At 64.2% G+C, this 16,097-nt stretch carries 14 protein-coding genes; 7 read left to right on the top strand and 7 right to left on the bottom strand.

Features of this window, described 5'->3' with window-relative positions; all coding sequences use genetic code 11:
- Positions 1-85 precede the first annotated feature (85 nt).
- Positions 86-1,942, bottom strand: coding sequence for a Na+/H+ antiporter NhaA (nhaA, locus tag ACIGGF_RS16995; protein ID WP_397522410.1), 1,857 nt, complete (start codon positions 1,940-1,942; stop codon positions 86-88).
- 208 nt (positions 1,943-2,150) lie between these two features.
- Between nhaA and ACIGGF_RS16990 the strand changes: the two genes are divergently transcribed.
- Positions 2,151-3,176: a putative zinc-binding metallopeptidase gene (locus ACIGGF_RS16990; RefSeq protein WP_397522409.1), complete on the top strand. Its 1,026-nt coding sequence runs from the start codon at positions 2,151-2,153 to the stop codon at positions 3,174-3,176.
- 117 nt (positions 3,177-3,293) lie between these two features.
- Complete coding sequence (locus ACIGGF_RS16985; protein WP_397522408.1) at positions 3,294-4,034, top strand: GAF and ANTAR domain-containing protein; 741 nt, start codon at positions 3,294-3,296, stop codon at positions 4,032-4,034.
- A 27-nt stretch (positions 4,035-4,061) separates the two neighbouring features.
- Here ACIGGF_RS16985 and ACIGGF_RS16980 read toward each other — a convergent pair whose 3' ends face one another.
- From ACIGGF_RS16980 to ACIGGF_RS16965, 4 genes are read right to left on the bottom strand one after another with little or no spacing between them, the layout of a single operon-like run.
- Entirely contained in the window at positions 4,062-4,715 is a 654-nt protein-coding gene (locus tag ACIGGF_RS16980) for a class I SAM-dependent DNA methyltransferase (RefSeq protein ID WP_397522407.1), read from the bottom strand.
- Positions 4,712-5,461, bottom strand: coding sequence for a PIG-L deacetylase family protein (locus tag ACIGGF_RS16975; protein ID WP_397522406.1), 750 nt, complete (start codon positions 5,459-5,461; stop codon positions 4,712-4,714). The genes ACIGGF_RS16980 and ACIGGF_RS16975 overlap by 4 nt, the downstream gene beginning before the upstream one ends.
- The gene (locus ACIGGF_RS16970) at positions 5,455-6,450 is read right to left on the bottom strand and encodes an acyl-CoA dehydrogenase family protein (protein ID WP_397522405.1); all 996 of its coding nucleotides are present in this window, start codon (positions 6,448-6,450) and stop codon (positions 5,455-5,457) included. The genes ACIGGF_RS16975 and ACIGGF_RS16970 overlap by 7 nt, the downstream gene beginning before the upstream one ends.
- Complete coding sequence (locus tag ACIGGF_RS16965; protein WP_397522404.1) at positions 6,447-7,181, bottom strand: glycosyltransferase; 735 nt, start codon at positions 7,179-7,181, stop codon at positions 6,447-6,449. Before ACIGGF_RS16965 ends, ACIGGF_RS16970 begins: the two co-directional genes overlap by 4 nt.
- Before the next feature lie 293 nt (positions 7,182-7,474).
- On the opposite strand from ACIGGF_RS16965, the gene ACIGGF_RS16960 reads away from it, so the two are divergent.
- From ACIGGF_RS16960 to ACIGGF_RS16940, 5 genes are all read left to right on the top strand, one after another.
- The gene (locus ACIGGF_RS16960; protein WP_397522403.1) at positions 7,475-8,398 is read left to right on the top strand and encodes a L,D-transpeptidase; all 924 of its coding nucleotides are present in this window, start codon (positions 7,475-7,477) and stop codon (positions 8,396-8,398) included.
- 134 nt (positions 8,399-8,532) lie between these two features.
- Positions 8,533-9,465, top strand: coding sequence for a carbohydrate ABC transporter permease (locus ACIGGF_RS16955; RefSeq protein ID WP_397522402.1), 933 nt, complete (start codon positions 8,533-8,535; stop codon positions 9,463-9,465).
- The gene (locus ACIGGF_RS16950; protein WP_397522401.1) at positions 9,462-10,346 is read left to right on the top strand and encodes a carbohydrate ABC transporter permease; all 885 of its coding nucleotides are present in this window, start codon (positions 9,462-9,464) and stop codon (positions 10,344-10,346) included. Before ACIGGF_RS16955 ends, ACIGGF_RS16950 begins: the two co-directional genes overlap by 4 nt.
- A 28-nt stretch (positions 10,347-10,374) precedes the next feature.
- Positions 10,375-11,703, top strand: coding sequence for an ABC transporter substrate-binding protein (locus ACIGGF_RS16945; RefSeq protein ID WP_397522400.1), 1,329 nt, complete (start codon positions 10,375-10,377; stop codon positions 11,701-11,703).
- Positions 11,703-12,782 carry an ABC transporter ATP-binding protein gene (locus ACIGGF_RS16940; protein ID WP_397522399.1) on the top strand — a complete coding sequence of 360 codons (1,080 nt, stop codon included), beginning with the start codon at positions 11,703-11,705 and terminating at the stop codon, positions 12,780-12,782. Before ACIGGF_RS16945 ends, ACIGGF_RS16940 begins: the two co-directional genes overlap by 1 nt.
- Here the strand turns inward: ACIGGF_RS16940 and ACIGGF_RS16935 are convergent.
- A complete protein-coding gene (locus tag ACIGGF_RS16935) occupies positions 12,760-14,070 on the bottom strand; it encodes a cytochrome P450 (protein ID WP_397522398.1) in 1,311 nt (436 codons plus the stop codon). The genes ACIGGF_RS16940 and ACIGGF_RS16935 overlap by 23 nt on opposite strands.
- A 19-nt stretch (positions 14,071-14,089) precedes the next feature.
- Positions 14,090-16,048, bottom strand: coding sequence for a M13 family metallopeptidase (locus ACIGGF_RS16930; RefSeq protein ID WP_397522397.1), 1,959 nt, complete (start codon positions 16,046-16,048; stop codon positions 14,090-14,092).
- Positions 16,049-16,097: the final 49 nt, after the last annotated feature.

Here is a 16,097-nt window from a genome sequence, read left to right as displayed (position 1 = left end):
CGGAGCCGGGCAAGGTTGCACACAACGGTGCCGAATCGACGGGATCCAGTCGACGCAGCCGCGTCCGGTGCAACCTTGCCCGCGCTCACATGGATTCGAGCTCTCGGATCAACGTCGCCGCGTCGTACGGCCCGACATGGCGGATCAGATTCTTGTCTCCGCGACCGAGGTAGAAGGTGGGCGTTCCGTCGACGTCCGAGGACGAGGCGTCGAGTTCGTCGTCCTCGACGCGCACGACGTGATCGCCGGTGCGGATGTCGTCCTCGAACTTGTCCATGTCGAGGCCCAGTTCACGCGCATAGCCGTCGATGTCGTCGGGTTCGAGGGCATCACTGTTGCGGAACAACACGTCGGCCATCTCCCAGAACTTGCCCTGCGCCGCGGCGGCCTCACTGGCGTACGCGGCGTAGCGGGCATGCGGGTGGTAGTCGTCGAGCGGCAGGTGACGGTAGACGTAGCGGAGGTCGTCGCCGAAGTGCTTGCGTACCTCTGCGACGCTGCCGGTTGCCTTGCTGCAGAACGGGCATTCGAAATCGGCGTACTCCACGATGGTCAGAGGAGCGTCGACCGGACCGCGAATGTGATCACGTTTGGCGTTGACCGGCCTCAGAATGCGGAGCGACGCTTCGGCTTTCGGCGGGTGAATTCTCGCGTCGATGCGGAACAGAATCCAGCCGAGCAGTGCGGCGATCACCGAGGCCGCCAGCACACCGACCCGTGCTTCGTCGGCGAGCAACTCGTCGTCGAGGGCGAGGTCGATGATGAACAGGGAGATCGTGAACCCGATTCCGGACATCGCCGCACCGCCCGCGATGTGCGAGAGCGTCAGGCCCGGTGCCAGAGCCGAGGGCCTCAGCCTGGCGAAGATGGCCGATGCACCGGTGATTCCGACGAGCTTGCCGAGAACGAGTCCGGCGATGATGCCCCAGGTGAGCGTCGAGGTCGATGCCGCTTTCAGAGTGTCCGAGCTCAGCACCACGCCGGCGTTGGCGAGCGCGAAGATCGGCACGATGATGAAGGCCGTGTACGGCTGATAGAGCCGCATGAGCCGTTCGTTGACCGACACTGCTCGATCGAGTCCGAGTCGAGCAGCCCGGGCGTACTCGGGGTTGGGCGACTGCCGGAACGCACGTGTCAGGTCCGACGCGCGCTCCACCTCGGTGCGGCGCGGCGGGTAGACCGGAAGAATCAGCGCGATCATCACGCCCGCAAGGGTGGGGTGAACTCCGGACTCGTACATCGCGACCCAGGTGAACAACGAGACGACGAAGTAGCCGACGCCGCGCCACACTTCGAGTCGACGAAGAAGAAAGATCAGCCCGAGGCCGACGAACGCCAGCGCCAGCGGCACGATGTCGAGGTTGTCGGTGTAGAAGAAGGCGATGATCGCCAGTGCGCCCACGTCGTCCGCGACAGCAAGAGTGAGCAGGAAGATGCGCAGCCGCGCAGCCTTCTTCGGTCCCAGAACGGCGAGCGCTCCCAATAGGAACGCCGTATCGGTGGAAATGACGACGCCCCACGCCTGCGCGGCCGGCCCGGACGGATTGAACGTGAGGAACAGCAACGCCGGCACTGCCAGTCCGGCGAGCGCAGCCACGATGGGAATGGCGGCTCGTGATCGGTCGGTGAGCTCACCCATCGCGAATTCGCGCTTGACCTCGAGGCCGACGACGAAGAAGAACAGCGCCATGAGCCCGTCGTTGACCCAGTGGGCAAGATCGAGAGAGATGCCGTGCTCGCCCACGGTGATCGACAGTTCGGTGTGCCAGAACGATTGATAGGTCTCGCCCAGGGGCGAATTGGCCCAGATCAGTGCGATCAATGTGGCCCCCAGCAGGAAGCCGGCTGCCAGGGTCTCGCTGTTTCTCTCGCCGCGAGCGCGCGAGATCCGCTCGACGAAACGTGCCATCGGCCGATTCGTCGGCGTGATCTGATCTGCCATGTGCGGCCCGGGTCCTTCCCAAGAGTGTCGTGAAGCAGTGTGTACCAACACCGCTGTCGGCGCTTTCCTTCCGGGCACTCGAGTAGAGTTGTCGGGTCGCGGGCCCGAACCGCCGGGAGAGATGTGCACGACATATTCGGCAACAGGCATTAGTCCGCGGATAAACGGGAATACGAGCCCGACTCACCCCTGCCACGAAGGAACATCCATGCGTGATTTCATCTGCCGCAAATGCGGACAGAAGCTGTCGTTCGAGAACTCACTGTGTCTGAGCTGCTCGAGCGCACTCGGCTTCCATCTGCCGAGCAGAGCTCTGCTGGTGCTTCCCGACAAGGCCGACGACGGTGTCGCCGAAGCCGAGGTGGACGGCACCACCTGGAAGATGTGCGCCAACCTCAACACCGCACGATGCAACTGGCTGGTCGATACCGCGGACACCGACGAGCTCTGTGTGTCCTGCCGACTGACGCAAACCCGGCCGGCCGACGACGACGTGGACGCCATGGCCGCCTACGCCGATGCCGAGACCAACAAGCGCCGCGTGATCCTCGAGCTCACCGAACTGGGACTACCCATAGTGGGCCGAGACGAGGATCCCTCGACGGGCCTGGTGTTCGATCTACTGTCGAGCGCCGACCAGCAGGTGATGACCGGTCACGACAACGGACTGATCACCCTCGACCTGGCCGAGGGCGACGATGTGCACCGCGAGCAACTGCGAGTGGCGATGTCCGAGCCGTACCGGACGCTCGTCGGGCACTTCCGGCACGAGATCGGCCACTACTACCAGATGGTGCTGGTCGGAAACGGCGAGCATCGGGCGGCGTTCGAGGAACTGTTCGGCGATCCGGATTCGAGCTACCAGGACGCTCTCGATCGCCACTACAGCGAGGGTGCGCCCGACGGCTGGGAAGACAACTACGTCTCCTCGTACGCCACGATGCACCCCGCCGAGGACTGGGCCGAGACTTTTGCGCACTACCTGCACATCCGCGACACCCTCGACACGGCCGCGGCCTTCGGGATGGCACCGGCCGGTTCGACGCTGGAAAGCCCGCTCCCCGGTGACGTCGGCTTCGATCAGATCGTCGACTGGTGGCTGCCGTTGTCGTGGGCACTGAACCAGATCAACCGATCGATGGGTCATCAGGACCTCTACCCGTTCGTGCTGCCGGCGACCGTGGTGAAGAAGATCGGGTTCGTGCACTCCTTGATCGCACCCAGCGGACTCTGAACCTCCGCTAACGGTTCTCGATCTGCACCTCCTGGGGCGTATCCTGTGGTGTCGGCATTCGGCCGACGTCGGGATACGCCCCTGCGTGTAGTGGGGGCGGGTGCAGAGCAGGACGAGGTGACCGCAATCAGCGAGCAGACACTGAACGCGTCGGGACCGATCCCGCGGGTTCCCGACTTCGACCTGAGCCGACGACTGGCCGAGGTGGCCGAGAAGCTGCGGCGTCAGCACTCGGATCCCGATCGAGTGCTTGCCGTCATCACCGAGTCCGCGGTGGCGAACGTGCCCTCCGCGGAGTGCGCGTCGATCACCACCGTGCTGCAAGGCAAGTTCGTGCACAGCGCTGCGCTGTCGGGTGAGCCGGCCGGTCAGTGCGACAAGATTCAGGAACGCTTGGGCGAAGGCCCGTGCCTCGAATCGGCTATCGAACAGAAGACCATCAGAATCGACGACATGGACAGCGATACCCGCTGGCCACAGTTCGCCGCTGCGGCGTCCGCGCTCGGGGTCAAGAGCATGATCTGCTTCCAGCTCTACGTCGAGGGAATCAATTTCGGCGCTCTGAACCTGCACTCCACCCGAACGAACGCGTTCTCGGGCGAGGCGGAATCCATCGGATCGTTGTTCGCTGCGCACGCCGCCATTGCCTTCTCCGCCGCGCGCGAGGAACAGCAGATTCGGGCTGCCTTGACGAGCCGAGACCTGATCGGTCAGGCCAAAGGCATGCTGATGGAGCGGTACAACCTGAACTCGCAGGCAGCATTCGCGTTGTTGGCCAAGCTCTCCCAGGACACCAACGTCAAACTCGCCGAGCTGGCAGAACAGCTCGTGATCGACGCGGCTAAGTCCACCGACTGACCTCCATCCGGTCCACATCGAGCGCAGTCAGCGCACGTCGAGACCGTCCGTGCTTGCAACCGACACTGCCGGCCCGTCCGAGACGACGAAGATCTCGATGCGCACGTCCTCGTCCAAATATCGGCTGAGCAACGCCAATCCCGGTGTGGCCGCGATGATCTCGTGCACACGGTCACCGGCGAGCGGATAGTCGTCCACTTCGTGACGCCAATGAGCCGCCACGAGAGTACCGCCGGTCTCCAGATGCTCGACGACGCGACTCATCGCCGACGCCAGATCCGCAGCATCGAGGTAGTAGCCGACCTCGCTGACGACGACCAGATCGAACGGCACCGTGGAATCGGGCAGGGCCGACCAGTCGTCCGTCAGCGACCACAGCGCGAATTCCACTGCCGCAGAGCCCTTCAGCCGAGCCCGAGCGGAATCGAGAACGCTCTGCACCACATCGGTCGAGACCACCTGCTCGCACCGCGCGGCCAACTGCTCGGTGAGTACGCCGATCGAACAACCGGGCTCCAATGCTCGTCGATACTGCGGCTTGGGGAGCGACGCCATGGTCAGCGCGTACTTGCGTCTCTCGTACCACTTGCTGTCCAGCATGAACGGATCGTCCGTGGACGCGTAGACGTCGCGGAAGTACTCGGCGCTCAGGCTCGAGCTCGTCCGAGGACTCTGGCTCATGCGAAGACCACCTCGAACGGACGCCGGTAGCGGGCAAGTATGTGCGGCGGCAGGACGGCTCTATCCGCGGGGTGATCCGACAGCGGCCGGATCTGAGAGTCGAACTGCTCGATGGACGCGCGCTTTGCATCGAGGGCGTGCGCCGGGAGATCCACCCGGCGACAGCGCGTCCACGGTACCGCAGGATGCTGCGGAGTTGCCCAGTGCCACATCCAGATCGGGTACTCCACCACCGGGATTCCCACCGCATTCGCCGCGGTGAGACAGGCTCGCGCGGTGGCTTCGTGGTCGGGATGGCCGTCTCCTCGCCACGGCGTCAGGCACCAGGTGCCCGGGGTGGCGTCGAGTAGCGGCATCAGTGCATCGGTCAGTGCGCTCTCGTGATGTTCGACGGCACCGTCGGTGAACTGCAGACGCGTCGGAGAGTGGTCGATGCCCAGCTCGGCCAACGCACGCTCGGACTCGACGGGGCGTCGGGCGCGAAGATCGTCCGACGTCACGGTCGGGGAACCGGGATGTGAACCGTCGCCGTCGGTCACCGCGACCACCCGCACGTCGACGCCCGCCGCCGCCGCCAACGACAGCAAGCCACCGACGCCCAGGATCTCGTCGTCCGGGTGCGGGGCAACGACGACCATGGTGACCACGTCCGTCCAGTCGAGACCGGGGACGGACCAATCGGCCGTCATCCAGTCCGATTCTGTGGTGCCGACATCCACTTCGGTGTCGAAGGCGTTCTCTACCATGGGTTGTCCTCCTCGGCGATATCGCGGCCGAGTGCTTCGAGATCGCGCTCGGCATGGCTCTGCCGCAGGTAGACGGTGAGATCGGCGACGCGTCCGGCATGCTCTGCATCGCTGCACAGGGGGCCGGCTCCGAGGGCGCGACCGACGCGGTCGATGCACTGCGTGGCCGCATCCTCGACGACCGCCCGCACGATGCGGGCCCGCGTACGGGCGCGACCGGAGCGGTCGAACGGGTCGGCGTCCACCTCGGCCGCCGCGGTGGTCAGTGCGCTCGACGCCGCGCCGAGTGCTGCGGCGATGGCACCGAGATGGGCTGTGCGATGGGGATCCGGCCGCTCTCTGACGGCAGCATGCAACGTGTCGGCGACGGCGCACGCGCTGCCGAACCACGCCGCTGATACACCGATCGCGCCGTGCCAGAATCCCGGTCGAGTCAGATAGTCGGTCGGACCTCCGGCGGTGACGGCGGGGACGGTATCGAAAGCGACCGAACCGGAATCACTTTCGCTCATGCCGACGGCATGCCAGGTGTTCGGCACCGGAGCGACACCTGGATGAGTCAGATCGACGGCGAACAACCGCGGGCTGCCGTCCACCCGGGCAGTCACCAGAGCGTGCGTGCACAGCGAAGCGCCCGAACACCACGGCTTGGTTCCCGTCAGCAACCAGCCCGAATCCTGCTGTACCGCTTCGAGAACAGGTGCCGGAGGTTCCGCAGCCCACACGCCCCAGATCTGCCCTCGCTCCGGCGTCGGACCGTCGAGTTCGTGCAGGATCGCGATCGCATCGGTGTGCGCTTCGGACCATCTACCGAGCACGGTGTTGTGCCGACTGAGGGCGGCGAGAGATTGCCACCGCAAATCTGTGTATCCCGACCCGGGCAGGGCCAGGTCGAGACGCCCGTCGGCCTCGAAAGCCAGGAAGGCGGCGCGCAACCCGGCGCCCTGCCGCGGGGTGTCGAGTGAAGCGCGGATGTCGGTATCGATCATGCAGAGGGCTCCAGAGAACGAAGGAATCCGGCCATACCGTCGGGCGCTCTGCCTCGTAGTCGGCCTGACGTGGTGACCGGGATATCGCACACCCGGCGGCATCCGATGCCGCCGAGTTCGAGGCGTCGGACCAGGTCGTGGTCCTCGCCGGTGGCGAGCGGCGCGAATCCGCCGACGGACAGGTAGTCCGTCGCTCGGATGCCGAGATTGGCGCCGTGTACGTGTGGGTGGCCGACTTCGTGTCGGTAGTGCGCGTCGTAGGTCGATCGCAGCCGGAGGTCCTTCTCGACGCGGCCTTCGAACTCGACGGTCACCGTTCCTGCCACTGCGCGAGCGCCGTCGTCGGCGTGCCCGAGGTGGCCGAGCAGCCAGTTCTCGCCCACTCGGGTGTCGGCATCGGTGGTGGCGAACCAGGTGTTCGTGGTGTCCGCTAGGCCGTAGCTGAAGAATCCGGCCGCTCGCGCCGCTCCCACGTTGCGGTGCGCCACGGTCACGGTCGACACCGACGGGTGCCGTGCCGCGATAGCAGCCGAGTCGTCGGAGCACGCATCCAGTACGACGATCGTCGTCACGTTCACCTGCGCCACGTCGACGACGCGACGTTCCGCGCGTGACAGTGCGGTCAGGCAGGCGTCGAGCAGATTCTGCTCGTTGTGCGCAGGCACGACGACGACGATGTCGCTGATGGAGGTACGGCCGATGGGCCTATGGCGAGAAACTTCGACGACCACGGTTCACCCTTTTCACACACGGGACATGAAAGAGCCCGCGAACGGTAAACCGCCGGTGTCTGGACGGATGAGTTGCTTACTATTACCCGTTCTCGGCCCGCCGACACATCGATGCGGGCCTGCGCGGGCATCGCCCGGTCCGGTCGGCGCAAGATAGCGGTAATCGTGGCTTCTTTCCCGCTTTCGGAGATATTCGATTAGCAAATGGCGAGACGGTATGTGTTAATGGGCTTGGCTCACACCCAGCTCTGTCGGTGGGCATCACGACGCAGCACGAAGGATGGTCGGATTTCATGGCATCACCGGTCCGCACACGCAGATTCGCCCGTATCGGCGCGATCCTTGCAGGTACAGCCCTCGCCGCCTCCGCCGCATTCGGCTCGGCGCAGGCCGCCCCTCTGTGGCCCGGAGGTCCGGACATCTCCATTCCCGGTCTTCCCGGGTCGTCGGACCCGAGTGCACCTGCGCCGCAGCAAGTGTTTCCGCAGCAGGTGATCCCGCAACCGGCACCGGCGAACTTCGCCGATCCCAGCATCAGCCCGTCGGGCGGCGAGGTCGTCGGAGTGGCGCAGCCCATCGCCATCCGCTTCGACGAGGCCATCGGCGATCGCGACGCCGCACTGCGGGCCATTCGCGTCACGACGAACCCGTCCGTCGACGGCCACTTCTACTGGATCAACGACACCCAGGTGCGGTGGCTGCCCAACGAGTTCTACCCGGCGCACACCCAGGTGACCGTGGAAGCGGGCGGCGCGAGAGCGGAGTTCTCCACCGGTGACTCGATCATCACCACCGCCGACGACAACACCAAGCAGATCACCGTCACCCGCAACGGCGAGGTCGTCAAGACCATGCCCACCTCGATGGGCAAGGTCGACCACGAAACCCCGAACGGCACCTACATCGTCGGTGAGCGACACCGCGACATGTACATGGACTCGTCCACCTACGGCGTCCCGGTGGACTCCGAGGAGGGCTACCGCACGTACGTCGAGTACGCCACGCGCATTTCCTACAGCGGCATCTTCGTGCACGCTGCCCCGTGGTCGGAAGCGCAGCAGGGGTACTCCAACGAATCGCACGGCTGCCTGAACGTCAGCACCGAAGACGGCAAGTGGTTTTTCGAGAACGCCCAGAAGGGCGACCCCGTCATCATCGTCAACACCGACGGCGGCACCTTGAGCGGATCCGACGGGCTCGGAGACTGGAACCGCTGAGTGCTTCGCAGTGGTGCGGTTATGAGCCCTCCGCGGCACATAACCGCACCACTGCGCAGCATTTGGTCTGCGCGACGGTAACCGTTGGAACTGAGTTCACCATTCGTTAGCCGAGATTGAGCACAGTCCTCGCGGTGAGTGCAACAACCGAACGAGTGCTGCCCACGGCACAGGAGAAGCGCTTCTTCTCCCGGCCGTGGACCGATTACGCACTGTTCCTGATTCTCGTGGGCCCCAACCTGGCTCTGCTGGCGGTGTTCACGTATCGCCCGCTGGTGGAGAACTTCCAGTTCTCGTTCTTCGACTGGAATCTCTCCTCACCCACCTCCACGTTCGTCGGATTCGAGAACTACCGCGAGTGGGCGTCGCGCGACGACACCTGGCAGATCGTCGGCAACACCGTCGTGTTCACGGTCGCGGCCGTCGTCGGATCGCTGGTCCTCGGGCTGGTGCTCGCGCTGTTACTCGATCGAAAGCTCAGGGGCCGCAACTTCGTTCGCTCCGCGGTGTTCGCCCCGTTCGTCATCTCGGGTGCCGCGATCGGCATCGCGTTCCAGTTCGTCTTCGACCCCAACTTCGGGCTCGTTCAAGACCTGCTGCGACGCGTCGGCCTCGGTGCCGTCCCGGATTTCTACCAGGACCCGAAGTGGGCGATGGTCATGATCACCGTGACCTACCTGTGGAAGAACCTGGGCTACACGTTCGTGATCTACCTGGCCGCACTGCAGGGCGTGCGCCAGGAATTGATGGAAGCGGCCGAGATCGATCAGGCGAGCCGCTGGACCACGTTCCGCAAAGTACTGCTGCCGCAACTACGTCCAACGACGTTCTTCCTGTCGATCACCGTGCTGCTCAACTCGCTCCAGGTGTTCGACATCATCAACGTCATGACCCGCGGCGGCCCACTCGGCACCGGAACCACCACGATGGTCTACCAGGTCTACGAGGAGACGTTCCGTAACTTCCGGGCCGGCTACGGCGCCACGGTCGCGACGATCCTGTTCCTCGTGCTGTTGATCGTCACACTCGTGCAGGTACGAATCATGGATCGAGACGATCAGCGATGACTGTGGTGGACAAGCCCGCGACGGCCGCGTCGCAGAGAGCGTCCGTCGATGTGCAGCGGACGCGCCGCACTGCGAACATCCTCGGTTATGCGGCCATGGTTGCCGTCCTGCTGATGATCGGGCTGCCGCTGTTCTGGATCCTGATCACCTCGTTCAAGGACCGCCCGGACATCTACGTTCAGCCGGTTACATGGTGGCCCAGCAGCTTTCACCCGCAGAACTACGACGAGGCGACGACGGAGGTGCCGTTCTTCACGTACCTGCGCAACTCCATCATCATCACCACGGCCGTCTCGTCCATCAAGTTCGTCCTCGGTGTGCTCAGCGCCTACGGGTTGGTGTTTCTGCGGTTCCCGGGCAAGAACATCGTCTTTCTCGTCATCATCGCTGCGCTGATGGTGCCCAATCAGATAACGGTCATCTCCAACTACTCGCTGATTTCCGAGCTGGGCTGGCGAAACTCGTTCCAAGGCATCATCATTCCTCTGGCCGGCGTGGCCTTCGGTACCTTCCTGATGCGTAATCACTTCCTGTCGTTGCCGCCGGAGATCATCGAAGCCGCGCGCATGGACGGTGCAGGCCCGGTTCGATTGATGTTCCGCGTCATCCTGCCGCTGTCGGGTCCGACGATGGTGGCGTTCGCGATCATCACGATCGTCACAGAATGGAACGAGTACCTCTGGCCGTTCCTGATGTCCGACGACTCGTCGGTCGCGCCGCTACCAGTGGGCCTGACGTTGTTGCAGAACGACGAGGGTTACACCAACTGGGGAGCCGTGATGGCTGCGACCGTGTTGACCATTCTGCCGATTCTTCTCGTCTTCCTCGTCCTGCAACGCCACATGATCAAGGGCCTCACCTCCGGTGCGGTCAAGGGCTGATTCACCTCACTATCAGGAGTCGAACACCATGGCACACATCATCAATCGGCGTGGCTTTCTCACGCTCACCGGTGCGGCTGCGGCTGCCGCAGCCCTCGCAGCATGCAGTGGCCCCGGATCGGGCTCGACGGGCCGCGACGGCGGCGTCGAAGGCGACGCGAACACCATCAACTTCTGGTCGAATCATCCGGGTAGGTCACAGGATTTCGAGAAGGAACTCATTGCGCGGTTCCAGGCCGAGAACCCGGGCCTGACGGTGAACCTCATCGACGGTGGCAAGAACTACGAGGAGGTCTCGCAGAAGTTCAACGCTGCGCTGTCGGGCGACGATGTGCCCGACGTCGTCGTGCTCTCGGATGTCTGGTGGTTCAATTACGCGCTCACCGGAGCCATCGAGCCGCTCGACAAGCACTTCTCCGCGGCCGGAGTAGACCAGTCCGATTACGTGGATTCGCTTCTTGCCGATTACAACTGGAACGGCAACCACTGGGCATTGCCGTACGCACGATCGACGCCGTTGTTCTACTACAACAAGGCCGTCTGGCAGCAGGCCGGACTGCCCGATCGCGGACCGGCCACGTGGCAGGAATTCGACGAGTGGGGCCCGCGCATCCAGGCCGTCGTCGGAAACGGCAAGCTCGCTCACGGTTGGGGCAACGCCGTCGACTACCTCGGTTGGACATTCGAGGGACCGATCTGGACGTTCGGCGGATCGTACTCCGATCAGTTCGAGCTGAAGTTCGACGACCCCAAAACCATTGCTGCAGGCAAGTTTCTGCAGGACATGATCCACACGAAGAAGTACGCCGCGGTGTCCAACGACATCGCCAACGACTTCGCTGCGGGCATCCTCGCGTCCACCATCGCCTCCACCGGTGACCTGTCCACCATCAAGGCCGGTGCCGCGTTCGAGTTCGGCACCGCCTTCCTGCCGGCCACCGACGGCACGCCGGGCTGCCCCACCGGCGGTGCGGGTCTCGCCATTCCGGCGAAGATCTCGGAGGAGCGAAAGGTGAACGCACTGAAGTTCATCGACTTCGTCACCAACGGTGCCAACACCGCCTACTTCTCGCAGAACACCGGCTACATGCCGGTTCGCAAGTCTGCGCAGCAGGATCCGTCGGAGATCGCATTCCTCGAGGCGAACCCCAACGCGAAGACGGCGGTCGACCAGCTGGCTCTCACCCGCTCGCAGGATTACGCCCGGGTGTTCGTACCCGGCGGCGACAAGATCATCGGTAGCGGTCTCGAGCAGATCGCGCTGCAGAATGCCGATGTCGCAACGACGTTCGCGTCCGTCTCGGATCAGCTGCAGCAGATCATCGACCGTCAGATCACCCCGAAGCTGCCGAAGTAATGGCCTCCGTTCAGTACGCCGGTGTGTCGCATCGGTATCCCGGAGCCGACGCGCTCGCAGTGGACAGCCTCGAACTGGACATCGCGGACGGTGAATTCATCGTCCTGGTCGGCCCTTCGGGCTGCGGCAAGTCGACGAGTCTGAGGATGCTGGCCGGTCTCGAATCCGTCGAGAGTGGCCACATCGAGATCGGCGGGGTGGACGTCACCTCGTTGGCACCGAGGGCCAGGGACGTCGCGATGGTGTTCCAGAATTACGCGCTGTACCCCAGTATGACCGTGGGCGACAACATGGGTTTCGCGCTACGCAATGCCGGAATGAGCAAGTCCGACACTGCAGCACGAGTAGTCGAAGCGGCGAGGATGCTCGAACTCGAGCCACTGCTGGGTCGCAAGCCCGGCAAGCTCTCCGGTGGGCAACGTCAGCGGGTGGCCATGGGCCGCGCCATCGTGCGTCAGCCCAAGGTGTTCTGCATGGACGAACCGCTGTCCAACCTCGACGCCAAGTTGAGGGTGTCGACGAGGGCCCAGATCGCCGGTCTGCAGCGGCGATTGGGCACCACGACGGTGTACGTCACCCACGATCAGGTCGAGGCCATGACGATGGGCGACAGGGTCGCGGTACTGCTGGACGGCACGTTGCAGCAGATCGCCGCCCCGCGAGAGCTGTACGACAACCCCGTCAACACGTTCGTGGCGGGATTCATCGGGTCGCCCGGCATGAATCTCGTCGACGCCCCCGTGCGCGACGGCGCTGCCGTGCTCGGTGAGCTGCGCATTCCGGTGCCGTCCTCGGCACGCGAGCGCGTCGTCGTCGGCGTGCGACCGGAATCGTGGGATCTGGTGGGCGACAATGCCGGCGTGCAACTGACCGTCGAGTTGATCGAGGAACTGGGCGCGGAATCGTTCGTCTATGCTTCCGCGCCCAGCTCCGAGCATGCTTGGACTACGACGTCAGGACGAATTTCGGTTCGGGTCGACCGCAAGCTGTCCATTGCACTCGCCGAAACGATTCGTCTGGTGCCCAAGCAGGACGAGCTCTTCTTCTTCGACTCCGTTACCGGCCTGCGGTTGTCCTGACGGGCTCACCCAGATCGACGGGAAGAGTGGCCCATCCGTGTAGGACACGGGTGTTGCGCCGGGTTCCCTCACCTGCCGACCGCAGGTGGGGGAACCGGTCGAACAGGGTCTTGAGGCCCACTTCCGATTCGGCCTTGGCGAGCGCGGCACCGAGGCAGTAGTGGCGTCCACCCGAGAACGACAGGTGTTTGCCGGCGTTGGCGCGGGTGACGTCGAACCGGTTGGGATCCTCGAACACCAGTGGATCGCGGTTGGCACCGGCGAGCACCAGCACGACGAGCTTGCCCTCGTGCACCGTCACCCCCTCGACCTCCACGTCCCGCTTGGCCATACGTGCGGTGAGCTGTACGGGCGACTCCATCCGCAGCATCTCGTCGATCGCGGTGGGCCAGTGCGACGGATCTTGTTGCAGCACAGCCAGTTGGTCGGGATGATCCAGCAGCAGTCGAATGCCGCTGCCGAGCAGATTGACCGTCGTCTCGAACCCGGCAGCCAACACCAAACCTGCGGTGGCCCTGAGCTCCTCGTCGTTGAGGCCGATGCCCTCGTCCTTCGCGGCGATCAGCTGGCTCATCAGATCGTCGCCGGGATTGCGGCGCAACTCCGCAATGTGCTGCGAGAGCCATGCGTCGAACCCGATCAGCCCCCGCTCGACCTGCTTGAACTGAGCCCACGACAAACCGATGTCGAGACTCGGTGCGGCCATCTCACCGAACTCGAGGACTCGCTCGTTGTCTTCCTCGGGAACGCCGAGGATGCGACCGATCACGGCCACCGGAAGACGCGCGCAGTACCGGTCGACGATGTCGACCACCGAAGAGCCGTCGGACAGCTCGTCGAGCAAGGCATCCGCTGTCTCCTGCACCTGATCGCGCATCTTCTTCACCGCGCGGGCGGTGAACACCGAGGACACCAGTTTGCGGTACCTCGTGTGATCGGGCGGCTCCACCGAGAGCAGTGAGGGCGGCAGGATCGGATGGAGTGCGCCGGATCTGGTGTGCTGCTCGATCCACCGCAACGGCCCGGGAAGGGTCGCACCCAGCTGAGTGACGCGGAAGTCGTCCGATCGCAGAAGATCGAACGCCACCGAGTGGTGCACGGTGATGTTCGAGATCCGTGTCTTGACCAAAGGTGCTGTGCTGCGCAGCTTTTCGTAGACCGGAGTCGGATTCGCTCGCGTCACAGGATCGGCCACGAGCATGGCTTGCGGGTCGCCCGCTGCCGCCGCTCGTTTGGCACCGAACCGGATTACCCCGTGCGCCGCGAACCATCGTACGAATTCCCTCATCCGAACACCCTCCCCGTTGCTACCAGATTCTGACGCGCCTATCCGGCTCCAAGTACAGCGCATCGCCGGGCTGTACGTCGAATGCTTGGTGAAAACTGTCCATATTGCGTACGACGCCGTTGCAGCGGAACTCCGGCGGCGAGTGTGGATCGACGGCCAGGCGACGGATTGCCTCGGCATCCCTGGCCTTCGTACGCCACACCTGGGACCAGCCGAAGAACACTCGCTGCAACCCGGTGAGGCCGTCGAGCACCGGTGCGTCCTTGCCTTCGAGCGAGATCTCGTAGGCGGCGACGGCGATGGACAGGCCACCCAGATCGCCGATGTTCTCGCCGATGGTGAATTCGCCGTTGACCTTGTGGCCGGGCAGCGCGGCGGGCTCGAACTCGTTGTACTGCTCGATCAGGGCCGTGGTGCGCTTGCCGAACTCGGAGCGGTCGCTGTCGGTCCACCAGTCGACCATGTTGCCGTCACCGTCGTATTTGGCCCCCTGATCGTCGAATCCGTGGCCGATCTCGTGGCCGATCACCGCTCCGATACCGCCGTAGTTGGCCGCGTCGTCGGCCTCGGGATCGAAGAACGGTGGCTGCAGAATGGCTGCGGGAAAGACGATTTCGTTCATGCCGGGGTTGTAGTACGCGTTGACGGTCTGCGGCGTCATGAACCACTCGTCGCGATCGACCGGACCGCCGAGCTTGTCGAGGTCACGCTGGTGGTCCGCGGTGTACCCGCGACGGTAGTTCCCGAGCAGATCGTCGGCGCTGATCTCGACGCCGGAGTAGTCGCGCCAGCGATCGGGGTAGCCGATCTTGGGGGTGAACTTACCCAGCTTGTCCAACGCCTTCTCGCGCGTCTCCGGGCTCATCCATTCGAGCTCGGAGATGTTGCGGCGGTACGCCTCGGTGAGGTTCTCGACCAGCACCTGCATCCGGGCCTTGGACTCGGCCGGGAAGTGGCGTTCGACGTAGAGCTTGCCGACGGCCTCGCCGAGCACGTCCTGTACCAGGGAGACTCCGCGCTTCCAGCGCTCGCGGTTCTCCTCGGTGCCGGTCAGCGTCGTTCCGTAGAACGCGAAGTTCTCGTCGACGATCGCGCCGGTCAGAAACGGTGCGCGAGAGTGTACGACGCGCCAGGCCAGCCATGCTTTCCACGCTTCGATGTCCTCGGAAGCCCACAGTGCCACGAAAGTGTTCAGGAACGACGGCTGCCGTACGACTATCTCGGCGAACTGCTCGGTGGTGGCTCCGAGTCCGGAAATCCAAGCAGCCCAGTTGAATCCGGGTTCGTTCTGGACCAGGGTGTCGAACTGGACGAGGTTGTAGCTCTTCTCGGCGTCGCGCCTGGCGACGACATCCCAGTGACCCGCGGCAATTTTCTTCTCGAGATCGAACACCGTCTGGGCGTCGTACTCGATGCCGCTGAGCGCGAACATCTTCGAGATGTGCGCGACGTAACTCGTGCGAATCTCCGCGTACTCGTCCTGGCGGTAGTACGACTCGTCGGGCAGGCCGATGCCGGACTGGCTGAAGTGCACGAGGTAACGATCGGACTGCTTGGCATCGGTGTCCACGTACTGGCCGATTCCACCACCGACGCCGGTGCGCTGCAGCGAGCCGAGGACGCCGGCGAGAGTGACGAGGTCCGACGCGTCGGAGACCGCGGTGAGTTCCCCGGCGATCGGCGTGACGCCGAGCTGCTCGGCACGGTCGGCGTCCATGAAGCTCGAGAACAGGTCGCCGATCTTCTGCGCGTCACTGCCGGCGGGGGCATTCGCGGCGGCGGACTCTTCGATGATCGTCTGTACGTCCACCTCGGCGCGGTCGTACAACGTTCGGAAGGCTCCGTCGACGGCACGGTCGGCCGGGATGTCGTACTCCTCGAGCCATCTGCCGTTGACATGCACGAACAGGTCGTCCTGCGCACGTGTGTTCTCGTCCTGGTAGCTGAGGTCGATGCCCGAGTTCACTACTGAAGTCATGCGTCCATCTTTACACTCTTGCGCTTGATTGAACGGGTGTTTAATGTGC

The organism is Rhodococcus sp. NPDC078407 (genome assembly GCF_044542515.1).
In the GTDB taxonomy this organism is placed as follows: Bacteria; Actinomycetota; Actinomycetes; order Mycobacteriales; family Mycobacteriaceae; genus Rhodococcoides.
This window is presented reverse-complemented; position numbering and strand designations above follow the sequence as displayed.

Bases quoted from the DNA above. Each gene is read 5' to 3' on its own strand.
- nhaA (WP_397522410.1), bottom strand. From the start codon at position 1,942: ATGGCAGATCAGATCACGCCGACGAATCGGCCGATGGCACGTTTCGTC.
- ACIGGF_RS16990 (WP_397522409.1), top strand. From the start codon at position 2,151: ATGCGTGATTTCATCTGCCGCAAATGCGGACAGAAGCTGTCGTTCGAG.
- ACIGGF_RS16980 (WP_397522407.1), bottom strand. From the start codon at position 4,715: ATGAGCCAGAGTCCTCGGACGAGCTCGAGCCTGAGCGCCGAGTACTTC.
- ACIGGF_RS16975 (WP_397522406.1), bottom strand. From the start codon at position 5,461: ATGGTAGAGAACGCCTTCGACACCGAAGTGGATGTCGGCACCACAGAA.
- ACIGGF_RS16970 (WP_397522405.1), bottom strand. From the start codon at position 6,450: ATGATCGATACCGACATCCGCGCTTCACTCGACACCCCGCGGCAGGGC.
- ACIGGF_RS16960 (WP_397522403.1), top strand. From the start codon at position 7,475: ATGGCATCACCGGTCCGCACACGCAGATTCGCCCGTATCGGCGCGATC.
- ACIGGF_RS16950 (WP_397522401.1), top strand. From the start codon at position 9,462: ATGACTGTGGTGGACAAGCCCGCGACGGCCGCGTCGCAGAGAGCGTCC.
- ACIGGF_RS16945 (WP_397522400.1), top strand. From the start codon at position 10,375: ATGGCACACATCATCAATCGGCGTGGCTTTCTCACGCTCACCGGTGCG.
- ACIGGF_RS16940 (WP_397522399.1), top strand. From the start codon at position 11,703: ATGGCCTCCGTTCAGTACGCCGGTGTGTCGCATCGGTATCCCGGAGCC.
- ACIGGF_RS16935 (WP_397522398.1), bottom strand. From the start codon at position 14,070: ATGAGGGAATTCGTACGATGGTTCGCGGCGCACGGGGTAATCCGGTTC.
- ACIGGF_RS16930 (WP_397522397.1), bottom strand. From the start codon at position 16,048: ATGACTTCAGTAGTGAACTCGGGCATCGACCTCAGCTACCAGGACGAG.